Origin of the sequence: Variovorax boronicumulans (genome assembly GCF_009811375.1) — a bacterium.
GTDB lineage: Bacteria > Pseudomonadota > Gammaproteobacteria > Burkholderiales > Burkholderiaceae_C > Variovorax > Variovorax boronicumulans.
The window spans coordinates 4,059,499-4,082,379 of the sequence record NZ_BKDH01000001.1; the positions used below are offsets into that span (position 1 = coordinate 4,059,499).

Consider the following 22,881-nt stretch of genomic DNA (forward strand, 5'->3'; position numbering starts at 1 on the left):
AAGTCAGGCTGTGCGAGCGGCTCAGCCGAACTTCTGCATGATGCGAACCAGCTTCTCGCCGTAGCGTGGGTCGGTGGCATAGCCCGCGCGCTGCAGGCCGTGCGCGGCCTGCGCCGGGTCGGCAGTCGCCAGCACGTTCGCGTAGCGCGGGTTGCGCGTGATGAAGCGCGCGTAGTCGGTGAAGGCCTCCTCGTACGAGGCGTAGGCGCGGAATTTCGCGCGCACCTTCTGCGGCTCGCCGTCGACGTATTCGGTGGTCGTGGTCTCGACCGTGGCGCCCTTCCAGCCCTTGTCGGCCTTGATGCCGAAGAGGTTGAAGCTTTGCGTGCCGTCGTCGGCGCGAATTTCTCGCTTGCCCCAGCCGGATTCGAGCGCGGCCTGCGCCAGGATCAGCGGCGCGGGCACGCCGCTGGCAGCGCTGGCCGCCTGTGCGGAGGCGCCCATGCGGTCCACGAACGCATCGACCTGGCCTTGCAGCGAGGCGTTCGCGGCCGGTGCGGGACCGCTCCTGACTTGATAGACGCCCAGATCGGCAGCCGTCGACACGCGCGCGCCAGGCGACGAGCCGATGGGAATGCCCGCGCGCGGGCCGTACGGCAGACCGGCGGGCGGCTCCAGCGACATCGGCCGTGTGCCGATGCCGTCGTCGGCTTCGGGCGCCGCCGAGGGCAATTGCCGCCGCAGCTGCGCCAGCATCGCCTCGGCCAGCCCCACGCCGCGCCCCGAGAGGTTCTGCGTGAACTGCTGGTCGAACATCGACAAATAGACCTTCTGGTCCTGGCTGTCGAGCAGGCCGCTCGAGGGCGTGGCCTCGCGCATGCTCTTGAGCACCATGTTCATGAACAGCGCCTCGAACTGGCGCGAGACCTGCTGCAGGCCTTCCTCGGGCGAGGTACGCACCGTGCGCCGCAGCGCATCGACACCCTGCACGTCGAGCGCAAAGCGCTGATCGAGCGCGCCGCTGCGGCTGGCCGCGTCGGCGCCGCTCCATGCGCTGTTGGGAGAGATGGTCATGACGGCGGCCTCAGATGATCTCGAGCTCGGCACTCAGGGCGCCGGCCGACTTCATGGCCTGAAGAATCGACACCAGGTCCTGCGGGTTGGCGCCCAGGCTGTTCAGCCCCTTGACCACATCGGCGAGCGAGGCGCCGCCGCGCACCATCTGAATCGCGCCGCCGCCCTGGTTGACGGAAATCTGCGAGGTCTGCGCCACCACGGTGCTGCCGCCCGAGAACGCGCCCGGCTGGCTGATCACCGGCTCGGTGTTGATCACCACCGACAGGTTGCCGTGCGCGATGGCGCAGTCCTTGACGCGCACCGCCTGGTTCATCACGACCGAGCCCGTGCGCGCATTCACCACCACCCGCGCGCCCGCCTGCGTGGGCGTGACCTCGAGCTCCTGCAGCTGTGCGAGAAAGCCCACGCGCCGCTGCGGCTCGGGCGCCTGCACGCGGATCACGCGCGCGTCCATGGCTTCGGCGGTGCCGGCGCCGAACTGGCGGTTGATGGCGTCCGTGGCGCGCTGCGCGGTGCCGAAGTCGGAGCGGTTCAGCTCGATGGTGAAGGAGCCCTCCGCGCCCACCGGCGCCTCGACCGTGCGCTCCACCAGCGCGCCGGCGGGGATGCGCCCCGAGCTCAGCTGGTTGACCTGCACCTTGCTGCCGTTGGCCGACGCACCCGCGCCGCCCACCACCATGTTGCCCTGCGCCACCGCGTAGGTCGCACCGTCCACGCCCTTGAGCGGCGTCATCAGCAGCGTGCCGCCGCGCAGGCTCTTGGCATTGCCCATGGACGACACCGTGACGTCGATGTTCTGGCCCGGCCGCGCGAACGACGGCAGCGTGGCCGTCACCATGACGGCCGCCACGTTCTTCAGCTGCATGTTCACGCCCTGCGGGATTGTGATGCCCAGCTGCTGCAGCATGTTGTTCAGGCTCTGCGTGGTGAACGGCGTCTGCATCGTCTGGTCGCCCGTGCCATCCAGGCCGACCATGAGGCCGTAGCCGATGAGCGGGTTGTCGCGCACGCCCTGGATGCTGGCGAGTTCCTTCAGGCGTTCTGCGTGCGCAGGCGCGATGAACAGGAGCGCGCACAGCGCCGCGATGCGCCAGCGATTCGAAGAGGGTGAGGCCTGGAGGTGTGTCATCAGAAAGGCATCACGTTGAGGAAGATGCGCTGCATCCAGCCCATGTGCTGGGCTTCATCGATGTAGCCCTTGGCCGAGTACTCGATGCGCGCATCGGCCACCAGCGTCGAGGGCACGGTGTTGTTGCCCGACACGGTGCGCGGGTTCACCACGCCCGAGAAGCGGATGTACTCGGTGCCCTGGTTGATGCCCATCTGCTTCTCGCCGCTCACCAGCAGGTTGCCGTTGGCCATGACGTCGGTCACGGTGACGGTGATCACGCCGTTGAAGGTGTTGTTGGCGTTGGCGCCGCCCTTGGCGTTGAGCGTGTTGGTGCCCGACAGCTTGGTGTCCTGCCCATCGAGCAGGCCACCGATTAGCTTGGGAATGGCCGCGAACACGCTGGTCGTGTTGCCCGTGCGGCTGGCATTGGCGCCCGAGTTCTTGGTCGCGTTGACCTTCTCGCTGATGAGGATGGTGAGGATGTCGCCGACGTTGCGCGGACGGCGGTCTTCGAACAGCGCGTTGGCGCCGGGGCCGTCCTGGAAGATCGCGCCCGGCGCGCGGCGCGCCTGCACCGCCGCGTACTGGTCCGCGCGCGCCGTCATCGGCTGGTGCACCAGCGGCTCGCGCGGCACCTGCGCGCAGCCGGCGGCCAGCGTGGCCGCGAGCAGCAGCGCCGCCGCCCGGCGAAGAAGACGCACCCCCGCCCGCATCACAACTGGGCCAGGCGCTGCAGCATCTGGTCCGAGGTCTGGACCGCCTTGCTGTTGATCTCGTACGAGCGCTGGGTGGCGATCATGTTGACCAGCTCTTCCACCACGTTGACGTTGGAGGCCTCGACATAGCCCTGGCTCAGCGTGCCCGCGCCGTCCACGCCGGGGTTCACCTGGTTGGGTGCGCCCGAGGCGTCGGTCTCGGCATACAGGTTCTCGCCCTGGCTCTGCAGGCCGGTCGGGTTGACGAAGGTCGCGAGCTGCAGCTGGCCGACCTGCACGGTGTTGGTGCCGCCCGCCTGCACCACCGACACGATGCCGTCGCGGCCCACGGTGATGCTGGTGGCGTTGGCCGGGATGGTGATGGCCGGCTGCACCGGGAAGCCGCTGGCGGTGACCAGCTGGCCGTCGCGGTCGGTCTGGAACGAGCCGTCGCGCGTGTACGAGGTGGTGCCGTCGGGCATCAGCACCTGGAAGAAACCGCTGCCGCTGATGGCCACGTCGGTCGGCTTGTCGGTCTTGGTGAGGTTGCCCTGCGAGTGGATGCGCTCGGTGGCGACCACGTGCACACCGGTGCCCACCTGCAGGCCCGAAGGCAGGCGCGTCTGGTCGGAGCTCTGGCCGCCGACCTGGCGCAGGTTCTGGTAGACCAGGTCTTCGAACACGGCACGGCTGCGCTTGAAGCCGGTGGTGCCGACGTTGGCCAGGTTGTTGGAGACCACGTCGAGCTGCGTCTGCTGCGCGTCCAGGCCGGTCTTGGCGATGTAGAGGGAGCGGATCATTGAAAGGAGTTCCTGGAAGAGGGTCAGCCGTAGGCCAGCAGCTTGTTGGCGGTCTGCGCGTTGATGTCGGCGGTCTGCAGCGACTTCATCTGCATCTCGAAGCTGCGCGCGTTGGCGATCATGGCCACCATGGCATCGACCGGCTGCACGTTGCTGCCCTCGATGGCGCCCGAGATGAGCGTGACGGCCTCGTCGGCCTCGGCCGGCGGCAGGTCGGCGCGCATGCGGAACAGGCCGTCGTCGCCGCGCACGAGGTCGGTCACGGGCGGGTTGACCAGCTTGAGCCGCCCCACTTCGGCGATGCCGGTAAGCGTGGTCGAGGCCGCGTCGCGCGAGCCCACGAGGCCGTTCGACGCGATGCTCACGGCCGAACCCGGCGGCACGGTGAGCGCGCCGTTGTCGCCCACCACGGGGCGCCCGCCCATCGTCGTGAGCTGGCCGTCGGCGCCGATCTGCAGGTTGCCGACGCGCGTGTAGGCCTCGCTGCCGTCGGCCGCCTGCACCACCAGCCAGCCCTGGCCGCCCACGGCCACGTCGAGCGCGCGGCCGGTCTGCGTGAGCGGGCCGTGGGTGAAGTCGGCGCCGGGCGTGGTGGCGGCCACGAAGGCGCGCGTGGGCGCTTCCTCGCCGACCACGGGCACGGCGCGGAAGGTCGCGATCTGCGCGCGGAAACCCGGCGTCGAGACGTTCGCCATGTTGTTGGCGACCACGGCCTGCTGCTCCATGGCCTGCTTGGCGCCGCTCATGGCGACATACAGCATTCGATCCACGAAGTGCTCCTGCTCAGCGGATGTTCATGAGCGTCTGCATGACCTGGTCCTGCGTCTTCACGGTCTGCGCGTTGGCCTGGTAGTTGCGCTGCGCGACGATCAGGTTCACCAGCTCGGAGGTCAGGTCGACGTTGGACGACTCCAGCGCGCCCGAGGCCAGCGAGCCGGCCTTGGTGCCTTCGCCCGGCGTGCCGGTGAGCGCGTTGCCCGAGGCCTGCGTCTCGGCCCACACGTTGTTGCCCTTGGGTTCCAGGCCGTTCGGGTTGGCGAACGACGACAGCACGACCTGGCCCAGCAGGCGCGTCTGCTCGTTGGAGAACTTGCCGGTGATGGTGCCGTCGGGGTTGATCGAGAACGCCGTGAGCTCACCCGACTTGTAGCCGTCCTGGCCCAGCTTGCTCATGCCGTTGGCGCTGCCGAACTGCGTGGTGCCCGTGAGGTCGACCGAGGCGGTGAGCGGCGAGGCACCGTTGGTGAAGGTGAGCGGCCCGATGTTGAACGCGCCCGAGGCCGGCGCGGTCATGACGCCCTTGGCATCGAAGCTCACGTTGGACAGCGCGGCGCCGCCGTTGAGCGGTGCGCCGTCGGAGGTGCCGTACACGCTCCAGGTGTTGGCCGCCGTCTTCACGAAGTACACGGCCACGTCGTGCGGGTTGCCCAGCGAGTCGTAGATGGGGCCGATGGCGTTCGGGTAGTTGTAGGTGGCGGCGTCGGTGGGGTTGAACGGCGTCTTGGCGGGCACCGTGCTGCGCGCGTCGAGGTTGAACTGCGCGTCGATGTTGGCCGTGGGCTTGGGCGGCATCATGCCGCCCTGCACCTGGATCGGGCCCGGCGTGCCGCCGCTGATGCCGCCGCTGGCGTTGGCGCCGTAGCCGGTGAGCTGCAGGCCCTGCGCGTTGACGATGTAGCCGTCCTTGTCGCGCGTGAACTGGCCGTTGCGCGAATAGAAGACCTCGCCGCTGGGGCTGGCCAGGCGAAAGAAGCCGTCGCCGTTGAGGATGGCCACGTCCAGCGGGCGCGTGCTCGACTGCGTCACGCCCTGCGTGAAGTTCTGCGTCACGCCCGACACCGAGGCACCCAGGCCCACGCGCGAGCCGGCGTACACGTCCTGGAAGGTGGCGGCGGCCGACTTGTAGCCCACCGTGCCCGAGTTGGCGATGTTGTTGCCGATGACGTCGAGGTTGGCCGCGGCCACGCCGAGTCCGCTGATGCCTTGGGAGAAACTCATGAGGGGGTCCTTGTTCGGTGCGAGGAAGAAGAGTGCGAAGGGCGCGGCCCGCACGGGCCACGCCGAAGACGAAGACGAAGACGAAGACGAAAGCTCAGAGGAACAGGCGCACGTCGCCCAGCCCGATGCTGGCGCCCGAGGCCAGCTCCAGCGTGACGCCGCCGGCGCCCTGCTTCACGGCGGCCACCTGCGAGAAGGTGAGCGCGGTGGCCTTCACCGTGGTGCCGTTGTTGCTGGCGTCGACCGTGAAGCGGTAGGCGCCCGGCGGCACCGCCACGCCCAGGTCGTCCTTGCCGTCCCAGGTGACGGCGTTGACGCCTTCCTTCATGGCGCCCGCGTCGAGCGTGCGGATCACCTTGCCGGTGCTGTCGACGATCTTGATCTCGACGTCGGCGGCGGTGCCCGGCAGCTGCACGGCGAAGGCCTGCGTGGCGGGGTCCTTGCCGTCCTCGGGCTTCTTGGTGGTGAGCACGTCGCCGGGCGACAGCACGTTGTAGCCGATGAGCGAGGTGGCCTGCAGCAGCTGGTTGGCGCCGGTCTGGTTGACCAGGCCCGAGAGCGTGGCGTTGAGCTTCTCGATGCCGCTCACGGTGCTCATCTGCGCGAGCTGCGAGGTGAGCTCGGCGTTCTGCATCGGGTTGAGCGGGTCCTGGTTGTTCAGCTGCGTGACGAGCAGCTTGAGAAAGCGCTGCTCGCTGTCGGCGCTGGACACGTTGTTGTTGCTGTTCGCCGCCGTGGGCGCGTTCAGCCCGCTGATGGACGAGGTGTCGGAAAGGGCCATGGGGTCGGAGTTCTTCCTGCGGGAGGCGCGTGGGCGTGCGTGGGTTACTGGCCGATGGTCAGCGTCTTGACCATCAGCGTCTTGGCGGTGTTGAGCACCTCGACGTTGGCCTGGTAGCTGCGCGAGGCCGAGATCATGTTGGTCATCTCCTCGACCACGTTGACGTTGGGCATCGCCACGTAGCCTTCGGCGTTGGCGTGCGGGCTCTTCGGGTCGAACACCAGCTTCGCGGGCGACGGGTCTTCGATGACACCCGCCACCTTGACGCCGCCGATGTCGCGTCGGCCCGAAGCCGCCACTTCGAACACCACCTGCTTGGCGCGGTAGGGCTGGCCGTCGGGGCCGGCCACGCTCTCGGCGTTGGCGAGGTTGCTCGCGGTCACGTTCATGCGCTGCGATTGCGCGGTCATGGCGGAGCCCGCCACGTCGAAGATGTTCATGGCTGTACCGCCGACAGGAGCGACTTGATCTTGGCGTTGATGAGGGTCAGGTTCGACTCGTAGCGCAGCGCGTTGTCGGCGAAGGCCACGCGCTCGACGTCCATCTCGACCGTGTTGCCGTCGAGGCTGGACTGGTGCGGCACGCGGTACAGCAGGTCGTCGCCGGCCGTGGCCTGTGCCTGGCCCGCGAGATGGCGCGACGAGGTGGTGGCCATCGACACCGACGAGGCGGCGCGACCGCGCTCGACGGCCTCGCTCAGGCGTGCGCCGAAGTCGAAGTCGCGCGCCTTGTAGTTCGGCGTGTCGGCATGGGCGATGTTGGCCGCGAGCACCTCCTGGCGCTGGGCCCGGAGATGGAGCGCTTCGCGGTGGAAGCGAAACGCCGCATCCAGCTTGTCGATCATCTTTGTTCCATCTGTTGAGGCGTCGCCAGTGCACGGGGCGCAGCGACCGATGGAAAGCAAGTCTATGCATGCGGCGCGTTGGCAATCGCCCGAACAAAGGGGGGTTTCGCCTGCTGCTCGCACCTTCGCCGGCGGGGCGAATTCATAAGAATCCAGGGGCGCCGGTTGCGGCTTTCCCGCACCGGCGCCCTCATTTTTCTGGCCCTCTTCTTTCGCTTTCGATGACCCTCTCGCCGCTTCGCCAACGCCTGCTGCGCACTGCCTGCGCGATGGGGCTGTCGTGCGCGGTGTCGACCGGTGCGATCGCAGGCGACACGGCTGCGAAGGCGGTCGAGACCTACCTCCAGGTGCAAAGCGCCGGCCTGCCGGGCAAGGTGACGGTCAGCCTCGAAGGGCGCGGCACCGATGCCCTGCCCCCGTGCGAAGCCCCCGAGGTGTTCCTGCCGCCGGGCGTCACGCCGTGGGGCCGCCTCTCGGTGGGCGTGCGTTGCCATGCCGAGCGGCCGTGGACGCGCTTCGTGCAGGCGCGTGTCGCGGTAGAGGGCCGCTACCTGGTGGCCGCGCGCGCCATCGACGCGGGCCGGGCACTGGGCGCGGGCGACGTGGTCGAGCGCACCGGCGACCTCACGCGGCTGCCGCGCTCGGTGGTCACCAGCGCGGCCGAACTGGTCGGCGTGGTGAGCGCCAACCGCGTCGCGCCCGGCGCCCCGATCCGCAAGGAACTGCTGCGCGGCGTCGCCGTGATCCAGCAGGGCCAGGCCGTGAAGGTGGTGGCGCAGGGGCAGGGCTTTGTCGTCAGCACCGAGGCCAAGGCCCTGAGCGGCGCCGCGGTGGGCGCGGTGGTGCAGGCCAGGACGCTGGACGGCCGGGTGATCCGCGGCGTGGCCGACGAGGAAGGACAGGTCCGGCTGGTGCAGTAGCGGCCGCCGCGTTGGCGCAGGCTTCACTTCATGCACGCCCTTCCTAAAGTTCTTGCACCGGCTGCCGATATACGGGTCAGCCCCTGAGGAATCACCTTGAAAATCGATCCCACCGCCCCTTCGGCCACGCCCCTGCACCGCACGCCCGCACCGGGCGCGCCGGCTCCGTCGACGCCTGCCGAGGCCGTGCAGCGCCCGAAGGAAGCGGCGCCCGTTTCCGCGCTCGTCCATGCGATGCCCGCCGCCGTGGGGGGCAGCGATTTCGACGCCGCGCGCGTGGCCGCGATCCGCGAGGACATCCGCGCCGGCCGCTACGAGATCCGCCCCGAACGCATCGCCGACGGCCTGCTGGCCAGCGTGCGCGAGCTGCTCGCACCGAAGGGCCAGGCATGAGCACCTTGCTGGCGCACCTGCGCGCGGAAGCGGGCTGCATCGGGGAATTTCTTGTCGCGCTGGACCAGGAGGCGCAGGCCATGTCCGCCAGCGACTTCGACGCGCTGAACGCCATCGCCGGCCGCAAGACCGCGCTGCTGGACCGCATGGCAGAGCTCGACCGGCAGCGCGAATCGCTGCAGGCGGCGCAGGGCTTCGCGCCCGGCCGCGCGGGTGCGGATGCCGCCGCGGCCGCGGGCGGTGCGCCGACGCGCCAGGCCTGGAGCGAACTGCTGGCGCTCGCCGAAGACGCGCGCAACCGCAACCTGCACAACGGCACGCTGGTGTACGCGCACCTGGACTTCACGCAGCAGGCGCTGCACTTCCTGCAGGCGCGCGCCCAACCTTTCTACGGCCCCGACGGCGTGCGCAAGACGCAGCCCGGCGCGGGCACCCGGCTGGCCGCCGGCTGAACAGCAGCCGTGAACGCGCCCGCACGTTTCGCCCCCCGACGCACCGCGATCCTGCGGGTGCTGATGCTGTGGCTCGCGTGCGCCGGCGCCCAGGCCTTCGAACTGGCGCCCGCCGTGCGCCCGGACGACGCCATCAACCTGGGCCAGCTGCAGCCGGTGCGCGCGGCCGTCGGCGAGACGGCGCGCATCGCCTACTCGGGCGCGGCCATGGCCATCGCCATGTCGGCCGCCTACGTGCCGACGTACCGGCCGGGAGAACAGTCGATCGGCCTGGCCTTCGGCAGCTACCGGGGCTATTCGGCCGCGGCGCTGGGCTTCAAGCGCAGCTCGGGCGACGGCGACACGGCCTGGGGCATGGGCGTGTCCAGCACGGGCCGGGACTGGGGCTTCAACGCGGGCATCGGCTGGAAGCTGCCGCGCAGCACGGCCGCCGCCCGCCCCTGAGCCCACGCCATCGCCCCGGGACGCCCTTCACCACCTTCGCATGGATGCCACCGACATGAAGACCTCTCCTGCCACGCCAACGCCCCGCCACGAGAAGGTCGCGCGCCGGGGAGCCCGCGCGTGATGGCCGCGCAGCAGGGCGCGCGCCGCATCGCGATGGTGGGCTGCGACGAGGCGCAGCAGGCCGGCTGGGGCAACCGCCTGCGCCTGATGGGCTGCGATCCCGTGTGCTTCGACGACAGCACGGACTTCCTGCTGGCCATCACCCAGGGCCTGCAGTTCGGCCTGCTGCTGGTGGTGCTGAAGGACGAAGGCGCCTGGCCGATCCTCACGGCGATGTGCCGCGCCCTGCGCATTCCCATTTTCCTGGTGGCGCGCGCCTCGCAACGCGACCTGCTGGTCGACGTGCTGTCGGCCGCAGGCGGCGAGACGCAGGGCGCCAGCATCGACTTCGCGGTGCTGCCCGTCGACGAGTTCGAGGTGGAGCTGCGCGTGCGCGAATCGCTGCGGCGCAACCGCACGCTGCTGCAGCCGCACGCCACGGCCGCGTGCTTCGGCGACTACCAGTTCCTGGGCGAGCGCCGCGTGGTCGTGTGCCACGGCACCGAGGTGCGCCTGAAGCCGCGCGAGTTCGAACTGGCGCTGCTGCTGTTTCGCAACGCCGGCCGGCTGCTGGAGCGCGACTGGCTGCTGGCCTCGCTGTGGGTGGATGCGCGCATCGAACGCACGAGCCGCACGCTCGACTGCTGCGTGGCCAGCATCCGCCGCAAGCTGTCGCTGCACAAGGGCGGCGAGTTCGTGCTGGTCTCGGTGTATGGGCGGGGCTACGAGCTGCGGCACATGCCGGCCGCGCGGTGCGCGTCGGACGTCGACGAGGCGCCGCTGATCGACACCGCGGACTTCCCGGACACCTCGAACGAGCCCGTGTGGCTCGGCGAAAGCGCGCGGGCCTGAGCATGCGCCCGCGCGACGAGAAAACCGTGACGACCTCCGGCCTCGAGGAACCACCCCGAAGGGCGGGTGCCGAAGCGTCCTCTACCAACGCCAGAAGACCGTCGCCGCCAGTATCCGCGCCTTACCTGAAGACAGGCTGAAGCCCCGCACAAAACCCTTCTGCTTCCGCACTCAGCCACCAGTCAGTGAACGCACGTTCAATGGCGGGCACATCGTGAGGGGGAGATTCATTGCAGGACACCATGAGACTACTCGCAGAGGCATCGCTGATTCTTGCCCTGGCCATCGTCCTCGGCGGGTTGGTGCTCGGGCTCCTGGCGGGCCCGCAGGATTCCGACGACTAGTGGGGTGTCCGGGGTCGTGAAGGGTTAGCAGGTCAGTTCGCCCTGAGATAGATCCGCACGTCCGTGCAGATCGACATGCGCCATGTGTGTCGAGGTACTTCTTCTGCCGCGCGGCGGAAGTGCATGACTCCGGCCGATTGCGTCGTCGCACGCATGCCAAATCGCCTCAAAAAGCGCATCATCGTCACTGACGAACCCATGGTGTGGACTGTTCGCGAGGCAGAGCATGACTTGGTTCAAGAAGCTTGTCTGGATCGGCGCGGGACTCGCCGTGGGAGGCGGGTTTGCCCTGTTCGTGCTGGACGAACTGAAGACGTCCCGGCTGCAATCGGCCCTGTGGCGCGACTTGGCCGAGGGCGCCCGCTTCAGCGTCGAAGACGGTGCCAGCGATGCCATCCGCTTTCCCCGGACCGGGCCCTACGACGAGCGGCTGGGCTACCACCAGCTGCCGGGCTACATCGACCGCCTGGCGCCGCGGGGCTATGTCGTCACCCGCCAGGCCCGCATGTCGCCGCGGCTGCTCGAACTGCAGGACTACGGGCTCTTTGCGCCCTACCGTGAGAAAAACCAGGCCGGCCTGACCGTGCGCGACTGCCGGGACACGGCGCTGCTGCACACCCGCGTGCCCCAGCGCGCCTACGAGCGCTTCGAGGAGGTGCCGCCGCTGCTGGTAAGCGCCCTGCTGTTCGTCGAGGACCGCCACCTGCTGGACGCGCAGCCGCTGCAACGCAACCCCGCGATCGATCCGGAACGCTTCGCCAAGGCGGCGCTCGAGCAGGCGCTGCGCGCGGTCGGCCTGGGCCAGACGGCGACGGGCGGCAGCACGCTGGCCACCCAGCTCGAGAAGTACCGCCATTCGCCGCAGGGCCGCACCGGGTCGGTCGGCGACAAGCTGCGCCAGATGGCGTCGGCCTCGCTGCGCGCCTACCAGGACGGCGACGACACGCAGGCGCGGCGCCGCCAGATCGTCGTCGACTACCTCGACACCGTGCCGCTGGCCGCGCGCCCGGGCATGGGCGAGGTGCACGGCCTGGGCGACGGCCTGTGGGCCTGGTACGGGCGCGACTTCGGCGAGGTCAACCGCCTGCTGGCCGACCAGGCGGAAGAGGCGGCAGCTCCCTCGGACGAGGCGCTGCGGCAGCAGGCGGAGGCCTTCAAGCAGGCGCTGTCGCTGATGATCGCGCAGCGCCGCCCGTCGCAGCACCTGCTCGGCGACGGCGCCGGCCTGGCGCGGCTGACCGACAGCTACCTGCGGCTGATGGCCGAGGCCGGCCTGATCTCGCCCACGCTGCGCGACGCGGCGCTGCCGCTGTCCTTGCACCTGCAGCCACCTTTGCCGCCGACGCCCCGGCCCGACTTCGTGCAGCGCAAGGCCGCGACCGCGCTGCGCACCCACATCGCCACGCTGCTCGACGTGCCGCGGGCCTACGACCTGGAGCGCCTCGACCTCGAGGCCGAAACCAGCCTGGACGGCGAAGCGCAGGCGCTGGTGGCGCGCGTGCTGGCCGGCCTGCGCACGCCCGCCGCGACGAAGGCCGCGGGGCTGGTCGGCTCCCACATGCTCGACCCGGGCGCCGACCCCAGCCCGCTGATCTACAGCTTCACGCTGTTCGAGCGCAGTGCCGGGACCAACCTGCTGCGCATCCAGGCCGACAACATCGACCAGCCGTTCGACGTGAACCAGGGCGCGCGGCTGGACCTGGGCTCGACCGCCAAGCTGCGCACCCTGGTGAGCTACCTGGAGCTCGTGGCCGAGCTGCACGCGGGCTGGGTCGACCTGAGCCCGGCCCAGCTGTCGGCGCTGGCGCCGAACCCGCGCGACCCGCTGGGCACGTGGGCGCGGCAGTACCTCCTGCGCACCAAGGATCGGCGTCTTGCGCCGATGCTGGAGGCGGCGATGGAGCGCAAGTACTCGGCGAACCCGGGCGAGGCCTTCTTCACCGGCGGCGGCCTGCACCAGTTCGAGAACTTCGAGCGCTCGCGCAACAGCAGTTCGATGACGGTGCGCGAAGGCTTCAAGCATTCGGTCAACCTGGTGTTCATCCGCCTGATGCGCGATCTGGTGCGCCACCGCATGTTCGGCGGTGCGTCGGGCGCCGAGCGCCTGCTGAAGGACCCTGCCGACCCGGGCCGGCGCGAGTTGCTCGCACGCTTTGCCGACCGCGAAGGCTCGGCCTTCCTCACCCGCTTCCATCGCAAGTACCAGCACCTGCCGGCCGCGGACGCCGAAGCGCTGCTGCTGCGCGGCCTGAGGCCATCAGCACCGCGCCTGGCGAGCGTGCTCTTCACGATCGAGCCCGAGGCCGACGACGCACGGCTCGACGCGCTCCTGGTGCAGCGGCTGGGCCGCGGCGCCGACTCGCCGCGCGCATTGGGGGCGCTGCGCCGCACCTACGCCGGCCTGTCGCTGGCCGATCGCGGCTACGTCGCGCGCGTGCATCCGCTGGAACTCTGGCTGGTCGGTTACCTGCGGCGCCACCCCGGCGCCTCGCTGACCGAGGTGCTGGACGCGAGCACGCGCGAACGCCAGGAGGTCTACGCCTGGCTCTTCAAGACACGCCACAAGAGCGCGCAGGACAGGCGCCTGCGCGAGCTGATCGAGCTCGACGCCTTTGCACAGATCCATCGCTCATGGCAGCGCGTGGGTTACCCCTTCGCATCGCTGACGCCGTCCTACGCGAGCGCGATCGGCGCGTCGGGCGACCGGCCGGCCGCCCTGGCGGAGCTGATGGGCATCCTCGCGAACGACGGCGTGCGGCTGCCCACGCAACGGGTCGGCGCCTTGCACTTCGCGCGCGACACGCCCTACGAGACGCGGCTGGAGCCGCGCCATGCGAGCGCGCAGCAGGTGCTGCCCGCCGAGGTGGCTGCCACGGTGCGCCGTGCCTTGGTCGAGGTGGTGAACGACGGCACCGCACGGCGGCTGAAAGGCGCGCTGGTGGACGAGAGCGGCCGCGCCCTCGAGATCGGCGGCAAGACCGGCACCGGCGACCACCGCTACGAACAGACCGGCCGCGGCGGACGGGTGATTTCGCAGCGCAAGATCGACCGCTCGGCCACCTTCGTGTTCATGATCGGCGACCGCTACTTCGGCACGATCCTGGCCTACGTCCACGAGCCCCACGCCGCCCGCCACCGGTTCACGAGCGCGCTGCCGACGCAGCTGCTGAAGTCGCTGGGGCCGCAGTTGCTGCCGGTGCTGCAGCGCAGGGGGTGTGGGGAGCCGCAGCAACGGGCGCCATGAGGCGACATGGGCGGCCCAAAGACAAAGCCCCTGTAGCAGGGCTGCTACAGGGGCTTGAATCTGGAGGAGAGGGAGGGATTCGAACCCTCGGTACTATCGCTAGTACGCCTGATTTCGAGTCAGGTACATTCGACCACTCTGCCACCTCTCCGGTGCTGTCGAGCCTCAGATTATAGCCAGAAAAATCTGACTTTTGACGCCCGGCTTCTCAACCGCGCAAAACTTCGAGGCCGCCGAGGTACGGACGCAACGCCGTCGGCACGTTGATCGAGCCGTCTTCGTTCTGGTGGTTTTCCAGCACGGCGACCAGCGCGCGGCCCACGGCCAGGCCGGAGCCGTTGAGGGTGTGCACCAGCTCGTTCTTGCCCTGGGCGTTCTTGAAACGGGCCTGCAGGCGGCGCGCCTGGAAGGCTTCGCAGTTCGACACCGAGCTGATCTCGCGGTACGTGTTCTGCGCGGGCAGCCACACCTCGAGGTCGTAGGTCTTGGTGGAACCGAAACCCATGTCGCCGGTGCACAGCAGCACCACGCGGTACGGCAGCTCCAGCGCCTGCAGCACGGCTTCGGCGTGACCGGTCATCTGCTCGAGCGCGTCGTAGCTCTTCTCGGGGTGCACGATCTGCACCATCTCGACCTTGTCGAACTGGTGCTGGCGGATCATGCCGCGCGTGTCGCGTCCGGCGCTGCCGGCTTCCGAGCGGAAGCACGGCGTGTGGGCCGTGAGCTTGATGGGCAGCTGCGCCTCGGGCACGACCTCGTCGCGCACGAAGTTGGTCAGCGGCACTTCGCTGGTCGGGATGAGGTACAGCGCCGAGTGGTCGGGCGCGGGCTCGCCGTCCTGGCCGCCCTTCTTCGCGGCGAACAGGTCACCTTCGAACTTGGGCAGCTGGCCGGTGCCGCTGAGCGTGGCGGCGTTGACCACGTAGGGCACGTAGCACTCGGTGTAGCCGTGCTGTTCGGTCTGCAGGTCGACCATGAACTGGGCCAGCGCACGGTGCAGGCGGGCGATCGGGCCCTTCATGACGGTGAAGCGCGAGCCCGAGAGCTTGGCGCCCATCTCGAAATCGAGCCCCAGCGGCGCGCCGAGGTCGACGTGGTCCTTGGGCGCGAAGGCCAGCGGCGTGGCATTGGCGCCGGCGCCGCCCTGGGGCGCCCAGCGGCGCATCTCGACGTTGCCGGTTTCGTCTTCACCGAGCGGCACGCTGGCGTGCGGCAGGTTGGGCACGGCGAGCAGCAGCGCGTGCAGCTCGGGCTGGATTTCCTCGAGGCGCTTGGATTGCGATTCCTGCTCGGCCTTGAGCGCGTTGACCTCGGCCATGAGCGCGTCGACCGACTCGCCCTTGGCCTTGAGCGGGCCGATCTGCTTGTTCAGCGTGTTGCGGCGCGCCTGGATTTCCTCGGTGCGGGTCTGCAGCGTCTTGCGCTCGGCCTCGAGCGCGGTGAACGCCGAGACGTCGAGGTAGGGCTGGTTCTTCTTGCGTTTTTCGAGGCCGGCCACAGCGGAGGCCAGGTCTTTGCGGAGCAGGGTGATGTCAAGCATGGGGAGATTTTAGGTGGGCGCCCGGCCCGCGCCCGCCCTCCCCGCTCGCACGCCTGCGGCGACTCAGGCGACCGTGGCCGGATCGACGTTCGCCCCGCAGATGATCAGGCACACCTTCTCGCCCTCGCGCGGCACGTAGGCGCCGGTCTGCAGCGCCGCCAGCGGCAGCGCGGCGGCCGGTTCCACGGCGAGCTTCAGCTCCTTCCAGAGCCACTGCTGGGCGGCGCGGATGGCGTCGTCGGACAGCAGCAGCGCGTCACGCACCTGCTGCTGCGTGATCTCCCAGGCGATGGCGCCGATGCGGCGCGCGCCGAGCGAATCGGCCGCGATGCCGCCGACGTCCACGTCGACCGGCTCGCCGGCCTCGCGGGCGCGGAACAGCGTCGGGGCCTTCTCGGGCTCGAGTGCCACCACGCGGGCGCGCTGCTCGAACCAGCCGGCCAGGCCGCCGATCAGGCCGCCGCCGCCCACGCTCACGAGCACGGCGTCGGGCAGGCCGCCCTGCGCCTCGATCTCGCGGCCGAGCGTACCGGCGCCGGCCACCACTTCGGGCTGGTCGTAGGCGTGGGTGAGCAAGGCGCCCGTTTCCTTCTGGCGCGCCAGGCAGGCGGCCAGTGCGTCGGGGTACAGCTCGCCGACCACGACCACTTCGGCGCCCAGCGCCCGCAGGCGCGCGCGCTTGGCTTCGGGCGACACGCCCGGCAGGAACACCTGGCAGGGCACGCCCAGCGCCTTGGCGGCGGCCGCCGTGGCAATGCCGGCGTTGCCGCCCGAGGCCACGATCACGCCCGCGGCGGGGATGTCGTTGGCCAGCAGGCGGTTCATCATGCCGCGGGCCTTGAAGCTGCCGCTGACCTGCATGTGCTCCAGCTTGAGCCAGACTTCGGCGCCGGGCGCGGCCACGCCCAGGGCGGCGGCCGGCAGCTTCCACAGTGGCGTTTCACGCAGGAAATGGCCGGCGCGTTCGCCCAGCCTGCGGGAGGCGCTCTCGATGTCGGAGCGCCAATCGGTGTTTGTCATGATGTTCAGGAGATGTGCCCAGGGGGCGGGATGTCGTCGAGCTTGAGGCCCTTGGGAAGCGGGAACTTGATGGTTTCCTCGATGCCGTCCATCTTGCGCACCGACACGGCACCGAAGGCGCGCACGCGCTCGATCACCTCGTGCACCAGCACCTCGGGCGCCGAGGCGCCGGCGGTGAGGCCGATGCGCGACTTGCCCTCGAACCATTCGGGCTTGAGCTCGTCGGCCGAATCGACCATGTAGCTCTCGGTGCCCAGGCGCTGCGCCAGCTCGCGCAGGCGGTTGCTGTTGGAGCTGGTGGGGCTGCCGACCACGATCACGAGGTCGACCTGCGGGCTCATGATCTTCACCGCGTCCTGGCGGTTCTGGGTGGCGTAGCAGATGTCTTGCTGCTTGGGCTCGCGCACGTTCGGGAAGCGCGCGCGCACGGCGGCAGCGATCTCGGCGGCGTCGTCCACGCTGAGCGTGGTCTGCGTGACCACGGCGAGCTTCTCGGTCTGCAGCGGCGAGGCGTTGGCCACGTCGGCCACGTCCTCCACGAGGTGGATGCCGCTCGACAGCTGCCCCATCGTGCCCTCGACCTCGGGGTGCCCCTTGTGGCCGATCATGATGAATTCGTAGCCCTCTTTGGCGAGCTTGGCCACCTCGACGTGCACCTTGGTCACGAGCGGGCAGGTGGCGTCGAAGATCGAGAAGCCGCGGTCGCGCGCCTCCTGCTCCACGGCCTTGCTCACGCCGTGCGCGCTGAACACCAGCGTGGAGCCGGGCGGCACGTCGGAGAGCTCTTCGATGAAGATCGCGCCCTTGGCCTTGAGCTCGTTCACCACGTAGGTGTTGTGCACGATCTCGTGGCGCACGTAGATCGGCGCGCCGAACTTGGCGAGGGCGCGCTCGACGATCTCGATGGCGCGGTCCACGCCGGCGCAGAAGCCGCGCGGCTCGGCCAACAGGACTTCTTCGATGTTCGGGTTCATAGCACGCCGATCAGCTTCACTTCGAAGGTGACCGGTTGCCCCGCGAGCGGGTGGTTGAAGTCGAAGCGCACGCCGGTCTCGTTCGACTCGACGACCGCGCCCGCGTAGCTGCCCGCGCCATCGGGCGTGGGGAACTGCACCACGTCGCCGACGGCGTACTGCTCGTCGGGGTCGCCCATCTGGGCCAGCAGCTTGCGCGCCACCCATTGCTGCATGTCGGGGTTGCGCTCGCCGAAAGCCTCGCCGGCGGGCAGCTCGAAGGTGGCGTGCGCGCCCTCTTCCATGCCCATCAGGCGCTGCTCCATGGCCGGCGAGAGCTCGCCGGTGCCCAGCGACAGCGTGGCGGGCTTGTCGGCGAAGGTGTTGATGATGTCGCCCGCCGGACCGGCCAGCCGGTAGTGCAGGGTCAGGAAGGAGCCGGAAGTCACAACTTGGGACATGGGTGCAGCGAAGGTGGGCAAAGACGAGGGAGGTGTCCCGATAAACTGACCCTCATTTTAAGGATCGGGGCAACATCTCGCCCCGGCCCAGGTTTCTGCAGGGTTTCATGGCATTCAAGGATCTCCCTCTCGACGCCCGGCCGCGCGAAAAGCTCATCGCGCGGGGCGCCGCCGCGCTGGCCGACGCCGAGCTGCTGGCGCTGCTGCTGCGCACCGGCGTGGCCGGCAAGAACGTGCTCCAGCTGGCCCAGCAACTGCTCGAACGCTTCGGCGGGCTGTCGGGGCTGCTGCACACCGCACCCGATGACCTCAAGGCGGTCAAGGGCATGGGTGGCAGCGCCAAGCGCTCCGAACTCACAGCGGTGCTCGAACTGGCGCGCCGCGCCATGGGCGAGCGCCTGAAGGAGCGCACGGTGTTCGACTCGCCCGAAGCGGTCAAGCAGTACCTGCAGATGCACATCGGCTCGCGCCCGCACGAGGTGTTCGCGGTGTTGTTCCTCGACGTGCAGCACCGCCTGCTCACGCTCGAGGAGCTGTTTCGCGGCACGCTCACGCAGACCAGCGTCTACCCGCGCGAGGTCGTCACCCGCGCCCTGCACCACCAGGCCGCGGCCGTGGTGCTGGCCCACAACCACCCCAGCGGCAGCATCGAGCCCTCGCGCGCCGACGAATCGCTCACGCAGACGCTGCGCGCCGCGCTGGCGCTGGTCGACGTGCGTGTGCTCGACCACGTGATCGTGAGCCCGGGCCAGAGCTTCTCGATGGCGGAACGGGGGCTGCTCTGATGGCATCGTCTTCTTCGCGTCCCCCGGCCCTGAAGAACCTGGCCGACCTCAAACAGGTGCAGCGCGTGCTCGCCGAAACCCGCGAGCGCGAGGCCGCCGAAGCCGCCGCGCGCGCCGCGGCCGAGCGCAAGCGTGCCGCCGAGAAAGACCTGTTCACGCGCGCCATCGGCGCCACCGAGCCGCTGCGCCGCAAGGCCGCCGTGGCGCTCGCGCCCGAGCCGCCCGCGCCCATTCCGTTCCAGCACCAGCTCGACGAGCAGCGCGTGCTGCGCGAGTCGCTGTCCGACGAGTTCGACGTGACCACGCTGCTCGATGTCGACGACGCCATGAGCTTTCGCCGTCCCGGCATCGGCACCGACATCACGGCGCGGCTGCGCAAGGGCGACTGGGCGATCCAGGGGCAGGTCGACCTGCACGGCCTGCGCAGCGACGAGGCGCGCGAGGCGCTCGGCGGCTTCATCCGCAACGCCCACAAGCAGGGGCTGCGCTGCGTGCGCGTGGTGCACGGCAAGGGCCTGGGCTCGCCCGGCAAGCAGCCGGTGCTCAAGACCAAGACGCAGCGCTGGCTGATCCAGAAGAACGAAGTGATCGCCTTCGTGCAGGCCAAGCCGGCCGAAGGCGGGGCCGGGGCGCTGGTGGTGCTGCTGGCGCCCGTGCGGCGCTGACACGGCGCCGCACGGGCCCTGCCCTTCTTACTTGCTCAGATCGACCTTGTAGACCGAGCGGCCCTTGCCGCTGCCGTCATCCGCGGTCAGCAGCGAGATGTTCGTCAACCCCGCGTCCGTGGCCGCGCTCAATTGCCCCTGGCCCGACGTGATCGTCACGTTGCCCGCGGTCGTCACCTTGGTGAAGCGCCAGCTGCGCGCCGCGCCGTCGGCCGCGCGCGTGATCGTCTTCTTCGCCTTGATGTACGCGATCAGCACGTCGCGGTTCGCATCGGGCGAGGCGTAGATCGTCGCGCGCCCGTCCAGCGCCGGGATGAAGCTCGCACCGCTGGTCGCGCGGTAGTTGTTCGTGGCAATGACGAACTCCTTCGCCGGATCGATGGGCGCGCCCAGGTACATGAGGTTCCTGATGCGGCTGCCCACGGCCTGCGTCACGTCGATCTCGTACTGCATGTCGGGCGTGGTGAACATGTCGAAGTTGTAGCCCGGGAAGGTGCTGATCAGCGGCTGGTCGGTCGTGAGCGCCGGGTCGATCTTGTTGAAGCGCTTGGCCGCGGCTTCGAGCCAGCCCTTGATCTCGGCACCCGTCACCTTCACCGCGTACACCGTGTTCGGGTACAGGTACAGGTCGGCGGCGCTGAAGATCGCGAGGTTGCCCACGGCCACGTCGGTGTAGTCGCGTCCGCCCTCGAAGCCCGACTTGAAGGGCGCGCTCACCGACAGCACCGGCAGGCCCGCGTACTGCGGCAGGCTGGCCTGGATGTAGGTCTTCACATAGTCGGCCTGGGCCTGGTTCACGATCTGGATCGCGCCCGGGTCGCCCACGTCGGCAAAGAAGGTGTTCATGCGGAAGTCGGTGCTGCCGATGGGCGTCTTCACGTAGTCGATCGCGGCCTGGTGCTGGGTATCGACCATCGGTGCCACGCTCGGGTCGGCATCGACGTACACGCCCTTGCCGATCTGGGTCGAGCGCGCCTCGACCAGCGTCTTGCTCTTGTCCACGCCCCAGGCCTTGCCGTCCCACACGAGCTCTAGCTTCACGAGACCCAGCGCCTTGCCCCACGAACTGGGCATCACGGCCGGCACGCCGTTGACGGTGCCGGCGGCGTTGTCCACGCCGGGCTGCGTGTAGCCGGGCTTGGCGCCGCGGTCGGGGAACAGGCCGTGCTGGTGGCCCATCATCAGCACGTCGATGCCGGGCACCTTCGACAGGTACAGGCCCGGGCTTTCCATCGTCGGCGAGTACGGCGAGGCGTCGAGGCCGCCGTGCTGCAGCGCCACGACGATGTCGGCGCCCTTCTCGCGCAGCTCGGGCACGTAGCGCTTGGCCGCTTCGACCGCGCCTTCGGTGCGCAGCTTGCCTTCGAGAAAGCGCTTGTCCCAGTTCATGATGCCGGGCGTGGTGAAGCCGATCACGCCGACCTTCACCGGCACCGTCACGCTCTTGCCGTCCGGCGCGGTAGCCGTGAATTGCTTCGTGACGATGGTGTACGGCGCCACGAGCGGCTTGCCGCTCTTGAGGCTGTGCACGTTGGCCACCACCATCGGGAAGCTCGGGCCCGCGCACTTCTTGTTGCCGTCCACGCCCTCGACATCGAGGCCGCCGCCGAGCACCTGGTTGAGGAAGTCCAGGCCGTAGTTGAACTCGTGGTTGCCCAGCGTGCCGGCGTCGTAGCCGGTGGCGTTCATCACCTTGTACATCGACAGCGGCTGCGAGCACGGGATGCGGCTGACCAGCGCCTCGTAGTCGGCCAGCGCGGTGCCCTGGATGGTGTCGCCGTTGTCGAACAGCATCGTGTTCGCGAACTCCTTGCGCGCGGCGTTGATGAGCGTTGCGGTGCGCTCGTAGCCGTACGACTTGTCTTCGGCGAGCTTGAAGTAGTCGTAGCTGCGCACGTTGAAGTGCAGGTCGGTCGTTTCGAGCAGCGCGACCGTGGTGCGCGTGCCGGCGGCCACGGGCGCCGGGGCGGGTGCGGGCGCAGGAGGCGGAACGATCGGGGGGAACGTGGTGCCGCCTCCGTTGCCACCGCCACAGGCGGTGAGCACGGCGGCCAGGACGGCGGCACAGGTGGACATGGGGGCGAGGCGCGCCAGCGACGCGGCCACTGCGTTGTTCATCGAGAGGTCTCCCTGCGGATATGAGGAAGGCCAGTCTCCGAAAGCAGGGTGACAGACCGGTGAATCCGGGCCTGTCGTGCAGCGCCGTTGCGACAGCCGTTACGCCAGGTTCAGGCCAGGTGATTCTTTAGTGGTACCGCCGCGTCCGCCACCGCCTCCGGCGCGGGGCTGCGGCCCGCTTCGAGCAGCTTGCGGCTCATCATGTGATCGACCGGCGCGTTCACCGATTCGACGCACACGAGCTGGCCGTCGACGTAGTGGAACAGCGAGAACGCCTCGGGCTTCGGCCCCGCGCGGCGCACGCTCACCAGGCCCGGCGTGCCTTCGGCCGGCATGAGGCCCGCCATCTGCAGGCGCAGGCCGCCCTGGTCGGACCAGAACCACGCCACCGCATCGTGATCGCGCGCGGCGCCGGTCAACGTGGCCACGGCCGTGCGCGCCTGGTCGTTCGCGTTCTGTACCGATTCGAGCCGCAGCGCGCGGCCTGCGCGGCGGTCGGGGAAGCGCGTGCAATCGCCCACCGCGAGCACGTCGGCCGCGCTGGTCTGCATGTGGCCGTCGACCACGATGCCGTCGGCGCACTCGAGGCCCGCGGCCTGCGCGAGCGCGGTCTCGGGCACCGCGCCGATGCCCAGCAGCAGCAGGTCGATCGGCTGCTTCGTGCCGTTGACCTCGACCGACACGAGCCGGTCGCCCACGACCTCGAAGGCGCCGGTCTGCGCACCCAGCACGATGTCGATGCCGGCCGCGCGGTGCGTGGCGAGCACATGCGCCGACAGCTCGGGCGACACGGCGCGGCCCAGCAGGCGCGGCGCGCATTCGATCACCTGCACGCGCTTGCCCAGCGCCTGCGCGGTGGCCGCCACTTCGAGGCCGATGAAGCCGCCGCCCAGCACCGTGACCTGCTGCGCCTCCGCCAGCCGCGTGCGCAGGCGATGCGCCTCGTCGGCAGCGCGCAGGCTCGCCACGTTCTCCAGGCCGGCCTGCAGGCCAGGCATCTGGCGTGCGCGCGTGCCGGTGGCCAGCACCAGGCGCTCCCACGGCAGCACCGCACCCGAGCGCAGCGTGACGGTGTGCGCCTCGCGGTCGATGGCCACGGCCGCGTCGCCCAGGTGCAGCGTGATGCCCGCTTCGCGGTACCAATCGGCGGCCTTGTGCGGCTGCGTGGTTTCTTCGGCGCTCTTGAGGAAGGCCTTCGACAGCGGCGGACGGTGGTACGGCTCGCAGGCCTCTTCGCAGACCAGGTGCACGCGCGAGCCCTGCCCGGCTTCCGCCAGGCCCGCGCAGAGCTGGGCCGCGGCGTGGCCGCCGCCGATGATGACGATGGAATTCATGGAGAACA

At 69.8% G+C, this 22,881-nt stretch carries 23 protein-coding genes and 1 tRNA gene; 8 read left to right on the top strand and 16 right to left on the bottom strand.

The features are described from left to right. Window positions 1–21: 21 nt before the first annotated feature. The 9 genes from flgJ to flgB form a co-directional block, all read right to left on the bottom strand. Entirely contained in the window at window positions 22–1,014 is a 993-nt protein-coding gene (gene flgJ, locus VHAB30_RS18665) for a flagellar assembly peptidoglycan hydrolase FlgJ (RefSeq protein WP_159278100.1), read from the bottom strand. Between the two features lie 10 nt (window positions 1,015–1,024). Continuing rightward, entirely contained in the window at window positions 1,025–2,146 is a 1,122-nt protein-coding gene (locus tag VHAB30_RS18670; RefSeq protein WP_062469251.1) for a flagellar basal body P-ring protein FlgI, read from the bottom strand. Then, entirely contained in the window at window positions 2,146–2,841 is a 696-nt protein-coding gene (locus VHAB30_RS18675; RefSeq protein WP_159278101.1) for a flagellar basal body L-ring protein FlgH, read from the bottom strand. The genes VHAB30_RS18670 and VHAB30_RS18675 overlap by 1 nt, the downstream gene beginning before the upstream one ends. Then, the gene (gene flgG, locus VHAB30_RS18680) at window positions 2,841–3,623 is read right to left on the bottom strand and encodes a flagellar basal-body rod protein FlgG (protein WP_062469245.1); all 783 of its coding nucleotides are present in this window, start codon (window positions 3,621–3,623) and stop codon (window positions 2,841–2,843) included. Before flgG ends, VHAB30_RS18675 begins: the two co-directional genes overlap by 1 nt. Before the next feature lie 23 nt (window positions 3,624–3,646). Continuing rightward, window positions 3,647–4,393: a flagellar basal body rod protein FlgF gene (locus tag VHAB30_RS18685; RefSeq protein ID WP_159274365.1), complete on the bottom strand. Its 747-nt coding sequence runs from the start codon at window positions 4,391–4,393 to the stop codon at window positions 3,647–3,649. A 13-nt stretch (window positions 4,394–4,406) separates the two neighbouring features. After that, entirely contained in the window at window positions 4,407–5,621 is a 1,215-nt protein-coding gene (gene flgE / locus VHAB30_RS18690; protein ID WP_159278102.1) for a flagellar hook protein FlgE, read from the bottom strand. Between the two features lie 94 nt (window positions 5,622–5,715). Then, window positions 5,716–6,402, bottom strand: coding sequence for a flagellar hook assembly protein FlgD (locus tag VHAB30_RS18695; RefSeq protein WP_070061527.1), 687 nt, complete (start codon window positions 6,400–6,402; stop codon window positions 5,716–5,718). A 44-nt stretch (window positions 6,403–6,446) separates the two neighbouring features. Continuing rightward, window positions 6,447–6,842 carry a flagellar basal body rod protein FlgC gene (flgC, locus tag VHAB30_RS18700; RefSeq protein WP_062469232.1) on the bottom strand — a complete coding sequence of 132 codons (396 nt, stop codon included), beginning with the start codon at window positions 6,840–6,842 and terminating at the stop codon, window positions 6,447–6,449. Then, on the bottom strand, window positions 6,839–7,246 hold the full coding sequence (gene flgB, locus VHAB30_RS18705; protein ID WP_062469229.1) for a flagellar basal body rod protein FlgB: 408 nt from the start codon (window positions 7,244–7,246) through the stop codon (window positions 6,839–6,841). Before flgB ends, flgC begins: the two co-directional genes overlap by 4 nt. A 221-nt stretch (window positions 7,247–7,467) precedes the next feature. Here flgB and flgA point away from each other — a divergent pair, with 221 nt between their 5' ends. The 6 genes from flgA to VHAB30_RS18735 all read left to right on the top strand — a co-directional run bounded on the left by flgA (window position 7,468) and on the right by VHAB30_RS18735 (window position 13,997). Beyond that, window positions 7,468–8,166, top strand: coding sequence for a flagellar basal body P-ring formation chaperone FlgA (gene flgA, locus VHAB30_RS18710; protein ID WP_159278103.1), 699 nt, complete (start codon window positions 7,468–7,470; stop codon window positions 8,164–8,166). Window positions 8,167–8,262: 96 nt separating this feature from the next. Beyond that, complete coding sequence (gene flgM, locus VHAB30_RS18715; RefSeq protein ID WP_159278104.1) at window positions 8,263–8,559, top strand: flagellar biosynthesis anti-sigma factor FlgM; 297 nt, start codon at window positions 8,263–8,265, stop codon at window positions 8,557–8,559. Further along, complete coding sequence (locus VHAB30_RS18720) at window positions 8,556–9,011, top strand: flagella synthesis protein FlgN (protein ID WP_235926751.1); 456 nt, start codon at window positions 8,556–8,558, stop codon at window positions 9,009–9,011. Before flgM ends, VHAB30_RS18720 begins: the two co-directional genes overlap by 4 nt. 9 nt (window positions 9,012–9,020) lie before the next feature. Beyond that, complete coding sequence (locus VHAB30_RS18725; RefSeq protein WP_159278105.1) at window positions 9,021–9,455, top strand: YadA-like family protein; 435 nt, start codon at window positions 9,021–9,023, stop codon at window positions 9,453–9,455. 123 nt (window positions 9,456–9,578) lie between these two features. Continuing rightward, complete coding sequence (locus VHAB30_RS18730; RefSeq protein WP_159278106.1) at window positions 9,579–10,409, top strand: response regulator transcription factor; 831 nt, start codon at window positions 9,579–9,581, stop codon at window positions 10,407–10,409. 570 nt (window positions 10,410–10,979) lie between these two features. Further along, entirely contained in the window at window positions 10,980–13,997 is a 3,018-nt protein-coding gene (locus VHAB30_RS18735) for a transglycosylase domain-containing protein (protein ID WP_159278107.1), read from the top strand. Between the two features lie 61 nt (window positions 13,998–14,058). Here the strand turns inward: VHAB30_RS18735 and VHAB30_RS18740 are convergent. From VHAB30_RS18740 to VHAB30_RS18760, 5 genes are all read right to left on the bottom strand, one after another. Beyond that, window positions 14,059–14,148 (bottom strand) — tRNA-Ser (locus VHAB30_RS18740). A 57-nt stretch (window positions 14,149–14,205) separates the two neighbouring features. Continuing rightward, window positions 14,206–15,537 (bottom strand): serine--tRNA ligase, encoded by a 1,332-nt coding sequence (gene serS, locus VHAB30_RS18745; RefSeq protein ID WP_159278108.1) that lies wholly within the window; start codon window positions 15,535–15,537, stop codon window positions 14,206–14,208. Window positions 15,538–15,600: 63 nt separating this feature from the next. Continuing rightward, entirely contained in the window at window positions 15,601–16,557 is a 957-nt protein-coding gene (locus tag VHAB30_RS18750) for a threonine/serine dehydratase (protein WP_095743997.1), read from the bottom strand. Window positions 16,558–16,562: 5 nt separating this feature from the next. Then, window positions 16,563–17,531, bottom strand: coding sequence for a 4-hydroxy-3-methylbut-2-enyl diphosphate reductase (gene ispH, locus VHAB30_RS18755; protein WP_095743996.1), 969 nt, complete (start codon window positions 17,529–17,531; stop codon window positions 16,563–16,565). Beyond that, on the bottom strand, window positions 17,528–17,971 hold the full coding sequence (locus VHAB30_RS18760) for an FKBP-type peptidyl-prolyl cis-trans isomerase (RefSeq protein ID WP_159278109.1): 444 nt from the start codon (window positions 17,969–17,971) through the stop codon (window positions 17,528–17,530). The genes ispH and VHAB30_RS18760 overlap by 4 nt, the downstream gene beginning before the upstream one ends. 107 nt (window positions 17,972–18,078) lie before the next feature. Here VHAB30_RS18760 and radC point away from each other — a divergent pair, with 107 nt between their 5' ends. Together radC and VHAB30_RS18770 are read left to right on the top strand one after the other, a co-directional pair. After that, window positions 18,079–18,756 (top strand): RadC family protein, encoded by a 678-nt coding sequence (gene radC / locus VHAB30_RS18765; protein ID WP_062469128.1) that lies wholly within the window; start codon window positions 18,079–18,081, stop codon window positions 18,754–18,756. Further along, entirely contained in the window at window positions 18,756–19,421 is a 666-nt protein-coding gene (locus VHAB30_RS18770; RefSeq protein WP_070061513.1) for a Smr/MutS family protein, read from the top strand. The genes radC and VHAB30_RS18770 overlap by 1 nt, the downstream gene beginning before the upstream one ends. 27 nt (window positions 19,422–19,448) lie before the next feature. Here VHAB30_RS18770 and VHAB30_RS18775 read toward each other — a convergent pair whose 3' ends face one another. Then, window positions 19,449–21,539, bottom strand: a complete 2,091-nt coding sequence (locus tag VHAB30_RS18775; protein WP_235926761.1) for a bifunctional 2',3'-cyclic-nucleotide 2'-phosphodiesterase/3'-nucleotidase — start codon at window positions 21,537–21,539, stop codon at window positions 19,449–19,451. Window positions 21,540–21,649: 110 nt separating this feature from the next. Continuing rightward, on the bottom strand, window positions 21,650–22,873 hold the full coding sequence (locus VHAB30_RS18780) for an NAD(P)/FAD-dependent oxidoreductase (RefSeq protein ID WP_159278110.1): 1,224 nt from the start codon (window positions 22,871–22,873) through the stop codon (window positions 21,650–21,652). Window positions 22,874–22,881: the final 8 nt, after the last annotated feature.